13 protein-coding genes are annotated in these 15711 nt (G+C 41.5%); 12 read left to right on the top strand and 1 reads right to left on the bottom strand.

Annotated elements, in window-relative coordinates:
• The first annotated feature begins 54 nt into the window (after window positions 1-54).
• The 5 genes from prfB to ftsX all read left to right on the top strand — a co-directional run bounded on the left by prfB (window position 55) and on the right by ftsX (window position 4339).
• A protein-coding gene (prfB, locus tag D368_RS16595) for a peptide chain release factor 2 (RefSeq protein WP_096034905.1) occupies window positions 55-1156 on the top strand; the annotation gives its coding sequence in 2 pieces (ribosomal slippage) (window positions 55-126 and window positions 128-1156; 1101 coding nt in all).
• A 169-nt stretch (window positions 1157-1325) separates the two neighbouring features.
• Window positions 1326-2174 (top strand): YitT family protein, encoded by an 849-nt coding sequence (locus D368_RS16590; protein WP_058906389.1) that lies wholly within the window; start codon window positions 1326-1328, stop codon window positions 2172-2174.
• A gap of 35 nt (window positions 2175-2209) precedes the next feature.
• Window positions 2210-2551: a cytochrome c551 gene (gene cccB, locus D368_RS16585; protein WP_003151417.1), complete on the top strand. Its 342-nt coding sequence runs from the start codon at window positions 2210-2212 to the stop codon at window positions 2549-2551.
• Window positions 2552-2769: 218 nt separating this feature from the next.
• A complete protein-coding gene (gene ftsE / locus D368_RS16580) occupies window positions 2770-3456 on the top strand; it encodes a cell division ATP-binding protein FtsE (protein ID WP_003151418.1) in 687 nt (228 codons plus the stop codon).
• Window positions 3449-4339, top strand: a complete 891-nt coding sequence (ftsX, locus tag D368_RS16575; RefSeq protein WP_013353766.1) for a permease-like cell division protein FtsX — start codon at window positions 3449-3451, stop codon at window positions 4337-4339. Before ftsE ends, ftsX begins: the two co-directional genes overlap by 8 nt.
• A 46-nt stretch (window positions 4340-4385) precedes the next feature.
• On the opposite strand, the gene D368_RS16570 is transcribed toward ftsX, so the two are convergent.
• On the bottom strand, window positions 4386-5792 hold the full coding sequence (locus D368_RS16570; protein ID WP_071392356.1) for a right-handed parallel beta-helix repeat-containing protein: 1407 nt from the start codon (window positions 5790-5792) through the stop codon (window positions 4386-4388).
• Between the two features lie 206 nt (window positions 5793-5998).
• Between D368_RS16570 and ctpB the strand changes: the two genes are divergently transcribed.
• The 7 genes from ctpB to D368_RS16540 form a co-directional block, all read left to right on the top strand.
• Entirely contained in the window at window positions 5999-7360 is a 1362-nt protein-coding gene (gene ctpB / locus D368_RS16565) for a carboxy-terminal processing protease CtpB (RefSeq protein ID WP_369719121.1), read from the top strand.
• 373 nt (window positions 7361-7733) lie between these two features.
• Complete coding sequence (swrA, locus tag D368_RS16560; protein WP_014305920.1) at window positions 7734-8087, top strand: swarming motility protein SwrAA; 354 nt, start codon at window positions 7734-7736, stop codon at window positions 8085-8087.
• A 74-nt stretch (window positions 8088-8161) separates the two neighbouring features.
• Window positions 8162-9352: a cell division topological determinant MinJ gene (gene minJ, locus D368_RS16555; RefSeq protein ID WP_039063710.1), complete on the top strand. Its 1191-nt coding sequence runs from the start codon at window positions 8162-8164 to the stop codon at window positions 9350-9352.
• Between the two features lie 909 nt (window positions 9353-10261).
• Window positions 10262-10603 (top strand): hypothetical protein, encoded by a 342-nt coding sequence (locus tag D368_RS16550; RefSeq protein WP_161596039.1) that lies wholly within the window; start codon window positions 10262-10264, stop codon window positions 10601-10603.
• A 174-nt stretch (window positions 10604-10777) separates the two neighbouring features.
• Entirely contained in the window at window positions 10778-10903 is a 126-nt protein-coding gene (locus tag D368_RS20300; protein WP_265737370.1) for a hypothetical protein, read from the top strand.
• Window positions 10855-11493, top strand: coding sequence for an SDR family oxidoreductase (locus D368_RS16545; RefSeq protein ID WP_128574990.1), 639 nt, complete (start codon window positions 10855-10857; stop codon window positions 11491-11493). The genes D368_RS20300 and D368_RS16545 overlap by 49 nt, the downstream gene beginning before the upstream one ends.
• Window positions 11494-11965: 472 nt before the next feature.
• Window positions 11966-15711 (top strand): AMP-binding protein (locus D368_RS16540; protein ID WP_486129280.1); only part of this gene is annotated, 3746 nt, incomplete at its 3' end.

The raw sequence follows: 15711 nt of genomic DNA, 5'->3' as shown, positions 1-15711 counted from the left end.
CATGACCGGGTCTGCGTCTTATGGCGCCCCGGATCTTTTAATGAGGTGAATGGAATGGAATTATCAGAAATCAGGGCAGAGCTCGAAAATATGGCTTCTCGTTTAGCGGACTTCAGGGGGTCTCTTTGACCTCGAATCAAAGGAAGCCCGCATTGCAGAATTAGATGAAAAGATGGCGGAACCGGAATTCTGGAATGACCAGCAGAAGGCCCAAACCGTCATCAACGAAGCGAACGGTCTGAAAGAATACGTGAACTCCTACCATCAGCTGAGCGAGTCTCACGAAGAGCTGCAAATGACACATGATCTTTTAAAAGAAGAACCTGACCAGGACCTTCAACAAGAGCTTGAGAAAGAGCTGAAGTCATTAACGAAGGAATTGAATGAATTTGAGCTTCAGCTGCTGCTCAGTGAACCATATGACAAAAATAATGCGATTTTAGAACTACACCCGGGCGCCGGCGGTACGGAATCTCAGGACTGGGGTTCCATGCTGCTCAGAATGTATACCCGCTGGGCGGAAAGACGCGGCTTCAAAGTTGAAACGCTTGATTATCTCCCGGGAGATGAAGCAGGAATTAAGTCTGTCACACTGCTTATTAAAGGTCACAATGCATACGGCTATTTAAAAGCGGAAAAAGGCGTACACCGTCTCGTGCGGATTTCTCCATTTGATTCATCAGGCCGCCGTCACACGTCATTCGTGTCTTGTGAAGTCATGCCTGAATTCAATGAAGAAATCGACATTGATATTCGTACCGAAGATATTAAAGTTGATACGTACCGGGCGAGCGGTGCCGGCGGACAGCACGTCAATACGACTGATTCAGCCGTTCGGATCACCCACCTGCCGACAAATGTAGTCGTCACGTGCCAGACGGAACGCTCACAAATCAAAAACCGCGACCGGGCGATGAAAATGCTCAAAGCGAAGCTGTATCAGCGCAGAATTGAAGAACAGCAGGCAGAGCTTGACGAAATCCGCGGCGAACAGAAAGAAATCGGCTGGGGCAGCCAAATCCGCTCGTACGTCTTCCATCCGTACTCCATGGTGAAAGACCACCGTACCAATACGGAAATGGGGAACGTGCAGGCGGTTATGGACGGAGATATCGATATCTTCATTGACGCCTATTTACGTTCTAAACTGTCGTAATCCGGGAACACACCTGCCTTTGGCAAGGTGTGTTTTTTTATCCGTTCTCTTTTTCCATTTTTCACAACAGCGCTTTAGCAAATTAATACGGTATTTGGCTGTTATTTACTTCTAAGCCGGGAAGACTTAAAATGCTATCGAGAGAAAATCGGAGAACGGAGGATTTTGCATGGATGTGAATCACAATAAGCCGCTCCGTCTGATCAAAGATTACATATATATCATGATCGGCGCGGCGATTACAGGGGTCGTGTTTAACGTATTTTTGCTGCCGAACCGTATAGCAGCGGGGGGAGTAAGCGGGATCAGCACCATTTTAGAAACGTTTGGTTTTGAACCGGCTTATGTGCAGTGGATTATTAACATCCCTTTGTTTATCGCCGGAGTGATCATTCTCGGCGGGAAGTTCGGAATGAAGACACTGGTCGGTTCCATCGTTCTGCCGCTTGCCGTCTTTTTAACAAGAGATCTGCCTGCCGCGACGACCCATGAACTGCTGGCGGCGATTTTCGGAGGCGTCGGGATCGGAACTGGAATCGGCATCGTGTATCTCGGCAAAGGCTCCACGGGGGGAACGGCTCTGGCGGCGCAGATCATTCACAAATACACGGGGCTGTCGCTGGGAACGTGCCTTGCCATCATGGACGGATTAATTGTGCTGAGCGCGATGCTCGTTTTCGGAGTGGAGCAGGGACTGTATGCGATGCTCGGGGTATTTATTTCAAGCAAAACGATTGATGTCGTGCAGGTCGGGTTCAACCGCTCCAAAATGGCTTTAATCATTACGCAGCATGAAGAAGCAGTCAGATCAGCTGTGTTTAAAGAAATCGACAGGGGTGTGACGAAAATTTCCGCAGTCGGCGGGTATACGGAACATGACCGGCCGATCTTAATGTGTGTCGTCGGCCAGACCGAATTCACAAAACTGAAACAAATCGTCAAACAAATTGATGAGTCAGCCTTTGTCATTGTCGCAGACGCAAGCGAGGTGCTCGGCGAGGGTTTCAAACGCGCGTAAACGAGGTTATAATAGCGAAGGGGTGCATCTTACATATGAAATCAAAATGGGCGCTGCTGGCGCTGGTTCTGACCATGTCCGTCCTGCTGGCGGCATGCGGCGGATCCAATGAATCGAAAAAAGAAAGCTCTGACAGCTCAGGCGGATCAAAAGCATCTGCGTCAGCGGGTGAAGAACTTTATCAGCAAAGCTGTATCGGCTGTCACGGTAAAGACTTAGAAGGCGGCGGAGGTCCGAATTTACAGGAAGTCGGCGGGAAGTATGATGAAGCTAAAATTGAAAGCATCATTAAAAACGGACGCGGCAATATGCCGAGCCATCTTGTAAATGATGAGGAAGCCGCGAAGATCGCAAAATGGCTGTCACAGAAAAAATAACAGAAAAACCTTGCCTGTTATAGGGGCAAGGTTTTTTCTCGGTCTGGGAATGAAAAGAAACTGTAATAGTAATATGTCTAAATTTGACGTATAATGAAGTGTACTGAGGAAAAGGAACTTTCAGATTTTTCATCTGTTTCCTGACGAATCGGCCATAAACCGCTGTACGTTTGCGAACTCTATGGCTGCAAGACATAAATAAAAGATTAGGTGATTTCATGATAGAGATGAAAGAAGTATATAAATCCTATCCGAACGGTGTAAAAGCGATTAACGGGCTGTCAGTCATGATTCATCCCGGAGAATTTGTATATGTCGTAGGACCGAGCGGAGCCGGTAAATCTACTTTTATTAAAATGATTTACAGAGAAGAAAAACCGACAAAAGGGCAAATATTGATTAATCATAAAGATCTCGCGGCTGTGAAAGAAAAAGAGATTCCTTTCGTGCGGCGTAAAATAGGTGTTGTTTTCCAAGATTTCAAACTCCTTCCGAAATTGACGGTATTTGAAAACGTAGCGTTTGCGCTTGAGGTTATCGGAGAGCAGCAGTCAGTCATTAAAAAACGCGTGCTCGAAGTGCTCGATCTTGTGCAGCTGAAGCATAAAGCGCGGCAGTTTCCCGACCAGCTTTCCGGAGGAGAACAGCAGCGTGTTTCCATCGCAAGATCCATCGTCAACAATCCTGACGTCGTGATAGCTGACGAACCGACGGGCAACCTTGATCCGGTAACATCATGGGAAGTGATGAAGACACTGGAAGAGATTAATAACCGCGGAACGACCGTCGTGATGGCGACACACAATAAAGAAATAGTAAACACCATGAAGAAACGGGTCATCGCGATCGAAGACGGAATTATTGTGCGTGATGAGTCAAGAGGGGAGTATGGTTCTTATGATTAAAATTCTCGGGCGCCATTTGCGTGAGAGTTTTAAGTCTCTCGGAAGAAACACGTGGATGACATTTGCATCCATCAGTGCCGTTACCGTTACATTGATTTTGGTCGGCGTGTTTTTAGTCATTATGCTGAACTTAAACAACATGGCTAAAAATGCTGAAAAAGAAGTGGAAATTAAAGTATTAATCGATCTGACGTCAAATAAGAAAACGCAGGATACGCTGCAGAATGAGATTAAAGACATCTCGGGTATCCAAAGCGTAGAGTTTTCATCTAAAGATAAAGAGCTTGATCAATTGGTCAAAAGCTTCGGCGACAGCGGAAAGGCCATGAAAATGCAAGATCAGGAAAACCCGCTGAACAACGCGTTTATCGTCAAAACGACAGATCCGCATGATACGCCGAAAGTCGCGAAAAAAATTGAGAAGCTTGATCATGTGTATAAAGTGACATACGGGAAAGAAGAAGTCAGCCGTCTGTTTAAGATCGTCGGGGTGTCACGCAACATCGGGATTGCGTTAATCATCGGCCTTCTGTTCACGGCGATGTTCTTAATTTCGAATACGATTAAAATCACGATTTTCGCCAGAAGAAAAGAGATTGAAATCATGAAGCTTGTCGGCGCGACAAACTGGTTTATCCGCTGGCCGTTCTTCCTGGAAGGGCTGCTGCTGGGGGTATTCGGTTCTGTCATACCGATCGCTCTCGTGCTGAGTACGTACCAGTCGATGGTCGCTTGGGTGGCCCCGAAAGTTCAGGGATCATTTGTTTCACTTCTGCCGTACAGTCCGTTTGTGTTTCAAGTATCACTTGTGCTCATTCTGATCGGCGCGGTGATCGGAGTATGGGGAAGTCTGACTTCCATCCGGAAATTCCTTCGTGTATAAATAAAAAAGCCAGTCTGATACAGACTGGCTTTTTTTAATGGTCTCGTTACTGAATGACGGGCAGGGCCGGTGATCCGGGCTTTAATGTAAAGTCATAAGACGATTCGTCACGGTACATCGGGTCCGCATAAATGGAATCCGAATCGTTTGCCGTTCCTTTTCGGTACGCTGTGAATGAATCATATTCTCTGTTCTTCCAATTCCAGATACCGTCTTTTCCCTCTTCTTTGTGATAGACGTTATGATTAACGGTATTTTCTTCGTTTTTCGTAAAATCATTTGCGATAAAAATCCGTGAATCGCTTGCCGTCATGATGTTTTTTTCGATCGTGTTCCCTTTTGTGCCGTACTGCAGGAGCAGCTGGCCGCCGTCAAGGTCCTTCGTGTCATTTCGGTACATGATGTTGTGAGCGATCACCGAATTGATGGTGCCGCCGCGTTTCGTGTCATAGCCTCCGATTGAAATACCGGTGTAAGCATTGCCGTACACCTTGTTATCCGTAATCCGGATATCTCGTGCGTATTTCCCTTTATGCTCAGAGGTGGCTTCAATCCCAAGGTCATTGTTGTAAACGGTGTTTTTCTTAATGTCCACATGTTCTGCTCCGTCAACGTAAATACCGCCCGCTGAATATTCATCTCCGTAAGCGGGATTTCCGTAAGAAGAGTTATGGCTCACCGTATTGTTTTCAATGATGCCGTTTCGCGCATAGTCGTTTTGCTTGGATGTTCCTTCGTATCCGATCACGTCAATCCCGATATTGTTATTGTCCCGGATGGTATTGCCGGCAATCTTAAATCCGTCAACATTTCCGTTCAGCACGACCGCTTCGCTTGCGCCGAGCGTCAGTTTTTCAACCGTATTATTTGTGATGCTGACATCCTTCATGGCGCCTGTGCCGTAAAATGCGATGCCGTGTGCGTTTCCTTCATCAGCCGTGGTTTTAATGTTCCGGATATGGTTGCCGTCAATGTTGATATGACTGCTTGATCCGGTGACGCAGATCCCCATGGCCGTCGCATCTTCTGATGATACGGAGAGATTCTCAAGCGTAATGCCGTGAATGGTAATGTACTGTTTATTGCGGATTTGAATTAACGGAGTTTCAGAATCGCTTTTTGGCGCAGATTTGCCGCTGATGGCGACATGCTCATTCTGATAGTTCCGAAATGTAATCGGCTTTTCGGCCGTGCCGCTGTGCTTTACTTCAAACGTTTCATCATATGTCCCTTCCCGAATCAATACGGTTGTTCCGGCCTCTGCCTTTTCAGCCGCATGTTTTAATGTGCGGAACGGCTTTTCTTTCGTTCCTTCATTTTGGTCGCTGCCTGCGGGAGAAACATACAAGGCGTCCGTCTGCGTTTTCTCATTGGCCTCTGTTTTTGGCCAGACAAAGGCGGTAATGCCTGCGGCCAGAACCGCCGCGGATAAAATCGATAATTTTATTTTCATATCGCATTCTCCTGTATATATAATGAATTGCATACAAAATATTATACGTCACCCATATATATGAAACAATCTCGCATTTTCATTTTTTTGTTGCCGTTACATGAATTCTTTGCAATTTACACATACTATCTCCAGGTTTTCGTAAAAGGACTAAGAGGAGGTAAACGATGAAGCAGAAAATGATCGCAGTGATAGCGGCCCTAAGCATGATGTGCGGCGGAGCCCATATTGCCGGGGCGGCACAGCCGAATTCATCAGACGCAGAAAGAACCCGGGCAATGGAAAAAATCGAAAAAGCATATGAGCTGATCTCGAACGAATACGTGGAAAATGTAGATAAAGAAAAGCTTCTTGAAGGAGCGATTCAGGGGATGCTGTCTACATTAAACGACCCTTATTCCGTTTATATGGACAAGCAGACCGCTAAGCAGTTTTCTGATTCTCTTGATTCTTCTTTCGAAGGGATCGGCGCTGAAGTCGGTATGAAAGACAATAAAATCATTATCGTATCACCGTTTAAGCAATCTCCGGCAGAAAAAGCGGGCCTCAAGCCGAATGATGAAATCATCAGTATAAACGGCGTGTCAATGAACGGGAAAGATTTAAACGAAGCCGTGCTGAAAATCAGAGGAAAAAAAGGATCGAAGGTTTCTATTAAAATACAGCGTCCGGGTACTGAAAAACAGCTGTCATTCCGGATTAAAAGAGCGGAAATCCCGCTTGAAACCGTATTTGCTTCCCGCAAAGAATCAGGCGGTCATCATGTCGGCTACATCGGCATATCGACATTTTCCGAGCATACCGCCGAGGACTTCGCCGCGGCGCTGAAAAAGCTTGAAAAACAAGGGATTGACGGTCTCGTCCTTGATGTAAGGGGGAATCCCGGCGGCTACCTTCAAAGCGTCGAACAAATTTTAAAGCATTTCATCACAAAAGACATGCCGTATATCCAAATTGCGGAGCGTAACGGCGATAAAAAACAATATTTCTCAACCTTAAAACATAAGAAGCCGTATCCCGTCAATATCATCACGGATAAAGGAAGCGCCTCCGCTTCAGAAATTCTTGCGGGCGCGTTAAAAGAAGCGGGACATTATGACGTTGTCGGTGACACTTCTTTCGGTAAAGGAACGGTTCAGCAGGCTGTGCCTATGGGAGACGGGAGCAACATTAAATTGACGCTTTACAAATGGCTGACACCGAAAGGCAATTGGATTCACAAAAAAGGCATTGCTCCGACAATCGCCGTGAGCCAGCCGGATTATTTTGCGGCGGGACCGCTTCAGCTGAAACAGCCGCTTCAGCCTGATATGAACAGCGCGGATGTCAAACACGCCCAAATCCTGCTGAAAGGCCTAGGCTTCGACCCGGGCAGAGCGGACGGCTATTTCAGCAAAACAATGAAAAAAGCCGTTCTGGCGTTTCAAGACCGGTACAAGCTTGATAAAACAGCAGTCATTGATAAAAAGACAGCGGAAAAAATGAATCAGCTGATGAATGAGAAGAAATCTGACGAAAAAAATGATTTGCAGCTGCAAATGGCGTTAAAATCATTATTTGTAAAATAAATGAAAAGGAGGCGTTTTTTTGCGTCTCCTGTTTCTTTTGTCATTCGTAAAAAATGAACCAAAAGGCATATAATTATGACGGTTTTGACAAGATATTAAAAAAATTTTCACATTTAAACATTTATAAAGGACAAACATTACCCGATATTTATAGAGAAGAGAGACTTTATGCCGAGTTAATATGTATTCAAAATGAAACTTTTGAAAGTTGCCTCAGTCAGTTTTAGTTCTTACAATAAAAGAAGGTTCTAATAGAGAACAGTTTTAGTTTGGCAGCTGCATTTCAGTATCGAAAGCAGAAGTGTTTGCGGCGCTTCAGCACGGCAGCTGTAATCACCCGTGCTTATCTGGATAAAAAAATGGGGGTTCACAATTGAAGAGGGCAAGTATTGTGCGTGAAAAAAAATATTATGAATTAGTGGAACAACTAAAAGACAGAACAAAAGACGTCACATTTTCATCAACAAAAGCACTAAGTCTTCTTATGCTGTTCAGCAGATACCTGGTCAATTACACAAATGTTGAATGCGTTCACGAAATCAATGAAGAGTGTGCGAAGCATTATTTCACTTACTTAATGAAAAACCATAAACGTTTAGGAATCAATCTGACGGATATTAAGCGGTCCATGCTTCTGATCAGCGGCGTGATCGAGGTGGAGGTTGACCACTATCTGAAAGATTTCTCTCTCTCAAATGTAACGCTGTGGATGACGGAAGAGAGATAGACGTTTGAGATATTCAAGCCAATGATTATTTGGTAGAATAGAATTAAAATGTTTGGCTTGAGGCGGTGAAAGCAGTGTCTGTTCAATGGGGAATTGAACTTCTGAAAAGTATCGGTCTGTTTTTTTTGCACCCGATGTTCTGGTTTTTTATCATCATAAGTCTCGCATGCGGATATTTGCGGATCAAACGTGAACGCCATACGTTTCATACAAAAATCGCGGATATGTATGACGAGCTTATCTTTACATACATAAAAGGACTTATACCGGGTATTCTTCTCTCCATATTATTTTTTGGACTGGGAATTTCGATTCCATTCGGTCTTCTCGGCATAATCGCGGCCGTGACGGCTTTGGCTTCGCTGACGTTCCGTATGAATTGGCTGTCCTCAGCTTATATTGTCAGCGCCGGCATGTTCATTGCGTTTATCCTTCAGTATACCCACACAGTGCCGTTTGCGGATCGGTTTCCGCAGGCATTCGGTGTGAATTGGGCGTCGGCGGCCGTGTTTATGGGCCTTTTGATTATCACGGAGGGAGCGGCTGCCTGCCGTTCAGCGCATCTGAAAACATCTCCGGCGCTTGTCGTCAGCAGCAGAGGCCTGCCCATCGGCCGACAATTGGCGAATCGCGCATGGCTGCTTCCGCTTTTCTTATTGGTGCCGGGCAGCGGGCTTGAGTCCCACCTTTCTTGGTGGCCTGTCTTTACCGTGCCGGGCGGCTCTTTCCATTTGATCTGGATTCCTTATATCGCCGGCTTCGGACAGCGTGTGCAGGGGTCACTTCCGGAAGTCAGCATAAGGATAACGGCGAAACGTGTCATGATTCTCGGGGTTATCGTGACCGCATTCGGGGCAGCTGCCCTTTGGTGGACTCCGCTTGCCGGAGCTGCCGCTTGTATTGCGGTGCTCGGACGCCTGTTTTTATCATTGAGACAGCGGCTGAACGATAACGCGGCTCCGTTTTATTTCTCTAAGCGGGATCAGGGCTTAATGGTGCTCGGCATCATTCCGAATACACCCGCGGACGATCTTGAGCTGAAGATCGGTGAGATTATTACGAAAGTAAACGGCATCCCCGTGAAGCATGTATCGGATTTTTATGAAGCACTTCAAAAAAACCGCGCATTTGTAAAAATGGAGATCATCGGCCTGAACGGTGAGATCCGGTTTGATCAGCGCGCGTCCTATGAAGGCGAACATCATGAATTAGGTATTTTATTCGTGCAGGATGAACACGAGCACGAAGAAATGACAGCATTATAATGTGATTTTTCATAATTATTCGGAATAGTTTCAAGAACTCCTAAACTAGATTTCAAAATCAGCTAGAAAGTAAAACAGCTAAGAAAATTATATTTTCTTAGCTGTTTTATTTTGAAATAATAAAAAAATAAATGAAGGAGAGGTATGGCTTATTGGAAAGGTTATTGCTAACTCCAAAACCTTTAGAAGATGAATCTTTAGCAGGATATATATTAAGAATAACTGATTATAATGGTTATGAAAATTCTAGTTGGATATATACTATGGCTCAGATAAAAAAAAGAAAATTGTTAGAGGTGATGCGGGTAAGATAAGTTTAGAGTTACTGAGCAACATTACTGGTATTACTGAAAGAGAATTATGGAGTATGAAAATGATAAAATTATGGATACCACTAATCTTGGATTTATAAGGACGGGCTTTAAGTTAGGTATTAATTATATGCTGATAAAATTTGCCCAGCTTGTTTTAATGAGAATTTTTATCAGAAGAAAATTTGGAACTATACAGTTAATGTTATTTGTCCCATACATAATTTGTATTTGGTTAATGAATGCCCAAGATGTAACAAGAAGATATCTCCGATAAGAAAAACATTAAAAAATGTAACTGTGGATTTGAACTGAAATTGTTAGATCATGTAAAGGTAGAAGAGGATTGTATTAGTTTTGTTCATTTTTTTAATAATTCATAAGATCCGCGCTAGTATAGTATTCATTTTTAATCACTATCCCTTTATTAGTAATAGTACGTTTTTCTAATCCTCCCATTCTAATCCTCCCATTAAAATAAATTTAAGCTTTTACTGATGATGTAGGAGTTCCTGTTTTAATTTGTGGCATGCCAGAGTCACAGAAAATTTTCCAGCATAATGCACAGTTAGATCGGCGCTTTTGCACAAGATTAGATTTGAAATCATTTGAGTATGAAAGTAAAGAAGAACAAATAGTATTTAGAGCATTTTTAAATAACCTGGATCATCAACTTCCGTTTGTGTGCAAATCATATTTAGCTAATCCTAATTTATCTGAGAAATTATATTACGCTTCTAAAGGGATTCCTTTTTATGTTAAGAAAATATTAGAAGAAGCGACAGTACATGCAGTGAGGCAAGGGAGAGACTGTTTAGAGGAAAATGATTTGTTTTTGGCATATCAGCTAATAAGTATATCTCATCGACCATATGCAATTAATCCTTTTGGGAAACCGAATTTTAATTTGATCGAAGAAATAAAAAAAGAAAAATATTAAAAAAAGTAATTATTTAAACCTTTAGCATAAAAGAATAAGATGGAACGCCCAATGCGGTGAAAGTCGCACGTTGGGTGTGGAGCAGGGGAAAAGATGGCGATTACATCAAAGTCTTACCTATTGCTATCACATGCATCCGTAAAATAACTATTAAAAAAATCTGGGAGGATTATGGTGGATATATTAATTACTGGGGCAAATAGGGGCTTAGGGCTTGGATTTGTCGAAGATGGATTAGAAAAAGGGTACCGATTGTTGCTGGAGTCAGAGATGCGAATGAACAAAAAAGGACTCAATTAACCAAATTAAAAGAGAAAAATAGCAACCAGTTAGAAATTCTTCATTTAGATGTCACAGACGAGGAATCTGTTCGTGAAGCAGCTCGTAATGTAGGTGAAAGTCTTGATGTGATTATCAATAATGCTGCCATTCTTAATGGAAGGGGTACGTCTATTGAGGATCTTGATATAGAGGCTATCAAACTAGCATTTGATGTCAACACGTTAGGACCAGCCCGTGTGATTAAACATTTTCTACCTTTGCTGAAAAAGGGTGAGAATCAATCCATTATCAACATCTCGTCAGAAGGTGGTAGTCTAACAAATGCATATAGTGGTGATTATCCTTATGGGTTGTCGAAAGCTGCCTTAAATATGTTGTCCGAGAAGCTCCATGTAGCATTAAAGAATGAAGGCATTCAAGTCCTTTCCGTCCATCCAGGGTGGGTAAGGACGGATATGGGAGGAATGATAGACCCGACACATCCAAAAGAAACAGCAGAAGATATTTATAATCTCATTAATCGACAAGTTCGTATCGATAGTGAATTTGTTTTCGTTGACTATCAAGGGAAACCGATGAGAGCATTTGATGTGGCACCGTCTGGATGATCAAGAAAATGACTGCTGTATGATATAAGATATAAGTTGAGATTTAAGATTTATACACAAGCGTGCAGAGGCTGTTTGCCTTTCTGCACGCTATTAAATTGGAAAATGTAAAAAATGATATATTGAGAACAGATCGCATCCTGAAATGCTACATGACATGATAAGAAGGACATAACTTTTTCCTCAAAAAATCGTGTCTTGACAACGGGGGCATTATTGAGTGTTTTTTTAAGTGATTCTGATTATTACTATCCAGGCTAAGGGCGGTGGGTTTAAACCACGCCCTTTGAGCTGGAAAAATTTTTAAGAATTTTGTTGATATAATCCTTAAATATAATATAATAGAATTATAGAAGCCAATATACATAAATAATTCTCAACATAAATTTTAATATTAAAGAGGCAAGATCAAGACGTTTGTAACAAAGATAATATCGCAGCATAAAAACAATAACTTTTTAAGAGGTGCAATATGAAACCCTATACAAAATCAGTATTAGAGGATGGAGTTAATATAACACTAGATCAATTACTTGGAATTTATGCTAACGAGAAATCAAGGGGAGTTTACTTTACTCAATCCGATGGCTCTGAATTGTTTGAGTCTTATGAAAGTCTTTATTTTAATGCCAAATCCATCTTAGGGGCACTACAAAAGCAGGGATTTCAGAAGGGCTCTTATATTATCTTTCAGACAAACAATAATTTATTCTTTATAAGGTTGTTTTGGGGTTGTATTTTAGGAGGCATGATCCCCGTTCCTCTGTCTGTACCGCTAATTGCATCGCCTGACACTGAAGCTTTCAAGAAGTTAGTGAAAGTAAGTGAGCAGTTGCCGAATGCGTGGATAATTACTGATGAAAGAAATTTAAATACGTTTAGAGAAAGTTATGAAGCCAATAATTTGAAATACTTAGAGTATGAAACCTTAGCATGTAATATGGAAGAGGGGCAATGCGTTACAGTAGATTGTCAGGACTTAGCGTATATACAATATTCGTCTGGCAGCACAGGTAACCCTAAAGGAGTAAAATTAACACATGAAAATCTAGTTTATAATTTGGCACAGATAGTAGATCGTTTGAAACTAGACACAAATGATGTCATGGCTAGTTGGTTACCATTGACACATGATATGGGCTTGATCGGTTATCATTTAACTCCGATATTTGCGGGTATATCTCATTCCCTTCTAAATTCGGGTACATTTTTAAAGAAATCTTGGCTATATCTTCAAAAATGTGCGCAATTAAAAGCAACGGTGCTTGTAAGTCCGAATTTTGGATTAGACTGGATGATAAAGACTGTAAAGGATTCACATTTAGAAAATATTGATTTATCTAGTGTGCGAAACATAATGTGTGGTGCAGAACCAATATCAATGGATACCATTAGACGATTTTATGAAAAATTCTCGTCTTCTGGCTTGCGTGAAAATACGATCCATCAAGTCTATGGTATGGCAGAAGCTAGTCTGGCTGTTACTATTCCTGAAGAAGGACATAATAGAAGTATATGTATTAACCGTCATAAAGCTCGTATTGGTCAAGAAGTGGAGTATATAGAAACGAAGGAGCCAAATGCAGCAGAGTTTGCCATAGTAGGAGAACCATTATATGAATTAGAAATATTGATTGTAGATGATGAAGACCACATCTTAGGGGAAAATTACATAGGCAATATAGTGATCAAGGGGAAAAATGTATTTGAGGGATATATGAATCATGATAGTTCCCCTTTTAATGAACAGGGCTTCTTCTGTACAGGAGATTTAGGACTTTTACGCAATGGAGAACTCATTGTAATGGGCAGAAAGAAGGATATTCTGTTTGTAAATGGTCAGAATTATTATGCTAGCGATATAGAAAATATGTTAACATTGGCGATCCCAGAGTTGTCTCAAGTCGTTGTGTGTGGTGTTCGCAATCCGTCATCGATCAGGGATGAAATTATAGTATTTGTACATAATCGAAAAGGTGCCAAGGCATTTTTGCCACTTGCCCATCAAGTGCAGGATATGGTATTAGAACGGGTTGGAATAGCTGCAGATTATGTAATTCCAATAAAAACGATACCGAAAACAACAAGTGGAAAGGTGCAACGTTTTCTTTTAATAGAGCGATTTGAGAATCATGAGTTTGATGAAGTTATCGCAATAGCTCCATATTCTTATCAGAGTATCAAGGAATCTGCAAAGAAGTCAGCATGGAACAAAACGGAGATTGAAAATCAAATCGTTGAAATTGCAAAAGAAGTATTCTCTATCCCTTCTTTGAAAGTAGACGATACGATTTCTCGGATGGGAGTTAGTTCGTTAACGTTGATTCGTTTCCAGGATGAAATAAATCAACGATTTCAAGTCGAAATCCCTATTGTAAGCCTTTTCAAAATGTCTAGCCTGGAACAAATAATTAAGATGGTTGAGGAACAACTAAAGGCAGAGGATGTCAATGCATCCGAATTAACAGGGAATAAAGACATGTGGTATGAGCCGTTCCAGGTAACAGAAATACAAGGAGCCTATTTAGTTGGAAGACAAAATATTATGGAAATGGGTAATGTCTCCACACATGCCTATTATGAGTTTGAAACAGAATTAGATATTAAACGTTTAAACGATGCATTGAATCATGTTTTAGAGCGTCAGCTTATGCTGCGTACTATTTTTGATGATACAGGAATGCAAAAAGTTCGGCGTTCTAATTCTTCTTATGAGATTTGTATTGAAGATTTACAAGACTTGTCTTTAGAGGATCAACAAAAACGTATATTGGAAAAAAGAAATAGCAGGTCACATTTTGTTTTCCAACAAGATCATTGGCCATTATTTGAGTTGACTGCATTTATTCTTGGTGAGAAGAAAAATTATCTCTTCCTGGATATTGACTTATTAATTGCTGATGGAGGCAGTTTATTAATTTTAATACAAGAGATAATGGATTATTATGAGAAACCGAATATGGAGATTAAACCTTTAACATTCCAATTCTCAGATTATGTAAGGGCATTGGAGAGCTTTCGTGAATCTTCCGCCTATCAAAAAGCTCAAGACTATTGGCAAGCCAAAATAGAGGATTTTCCCTATGCACCTCAGCTACCATTAGTTTGTGAGCCAGAATTCATAGAGAAACCAATATTTCAGCGAATGGAGAAAAGTCTGACAACAGATCAATGGAATATTGTGAAGGGCCTGGCAACTCAGTACGGTGTAACACCATCTGTATTCTTATGTACAATTTATGCGGAAGTTTTGTGCAAATGGAGCAATCAATCCAGAATGGCACTTAATTTAACATTATTTAATCGACAGTCCTTTCATCCAGACGTAATGAAGTTGATTGGAGATTTTACATCAGTTTTATTGTTAGATATTGATTTATCTGTTCATCGTGCTTTTTGGGAGAAAGCATCTATGGTTCAAGATATATTATTTGAAGCAGTAGACCATCGTTTTTATAGTGGTGTTGATGTTATACGAAATATTGCAAGTAAGAGAGAAATGACTAGTAAAGCGATTATGCCAATTGTATTTACTAGTATGTTATTCGATAAATCGGAATTTGCAGATACGTTGACGAAATTAGGGAAAATTAAATACGGAATAAGCCAGACCCCTCAAGTATTTTTAGATTTCCAAGTCACGGAAAGAGACGGACAATTAATTATGACTTGGGATTATGCAAAAGATTTGTTTGATGAAGACATGATCAGTGCCATGTTTGAAACGTATCAACTTCGATTACAGCAAGTTATAGAAAATAATCTTTCATCTATGCCGCTGCCTGTAACACAGTCTGAACTACTGCTTGATTACAATCATACACAAGGAGATTATGAAGGAGATTTACTGCAAAGATTAATAGACCGGCAATGCCAGAAGACTCCCGATGCTATTGCAGTCAAATTAGGACAGGATACACTGACCTATGGCGAGTTGGCGAGAAAATCCAATCAGGTCGCTCGCTATTTAGCAGAACAAAACTATGCGCTCAATTCTTATATTGGCGTTTGGGCAGAGAGACGAATTGAGACCATTGTAAATATGGTAGCTATTTTAAAAGCCGGCCATGCTTATATTCCTGTTAATCCGGAACATCCTGAGGAAAGAATAAAATATATCGTGGAACATAGTGATATCAAGCTCATGATTCATCCGGATTTATATGAAACAGAGAACCTTTCCACCTATAACGATGGCGCCTTAGAACTGTTAGAAGG

The organism is Paenibacillus lentimorbus NRRL B-30488, assembly GCF_000411595.1.
Lineage (GTDB): Bacteria > Bacillota > Bacilli > Bacillales > Bacillaceae > Bacillus > Bacillus velezensis.
The sequence above is the reverse complement of the archived record's forward strand: the minus strand, read 5'-3'. Positions and strand labels throughout refer to the sequence as shown.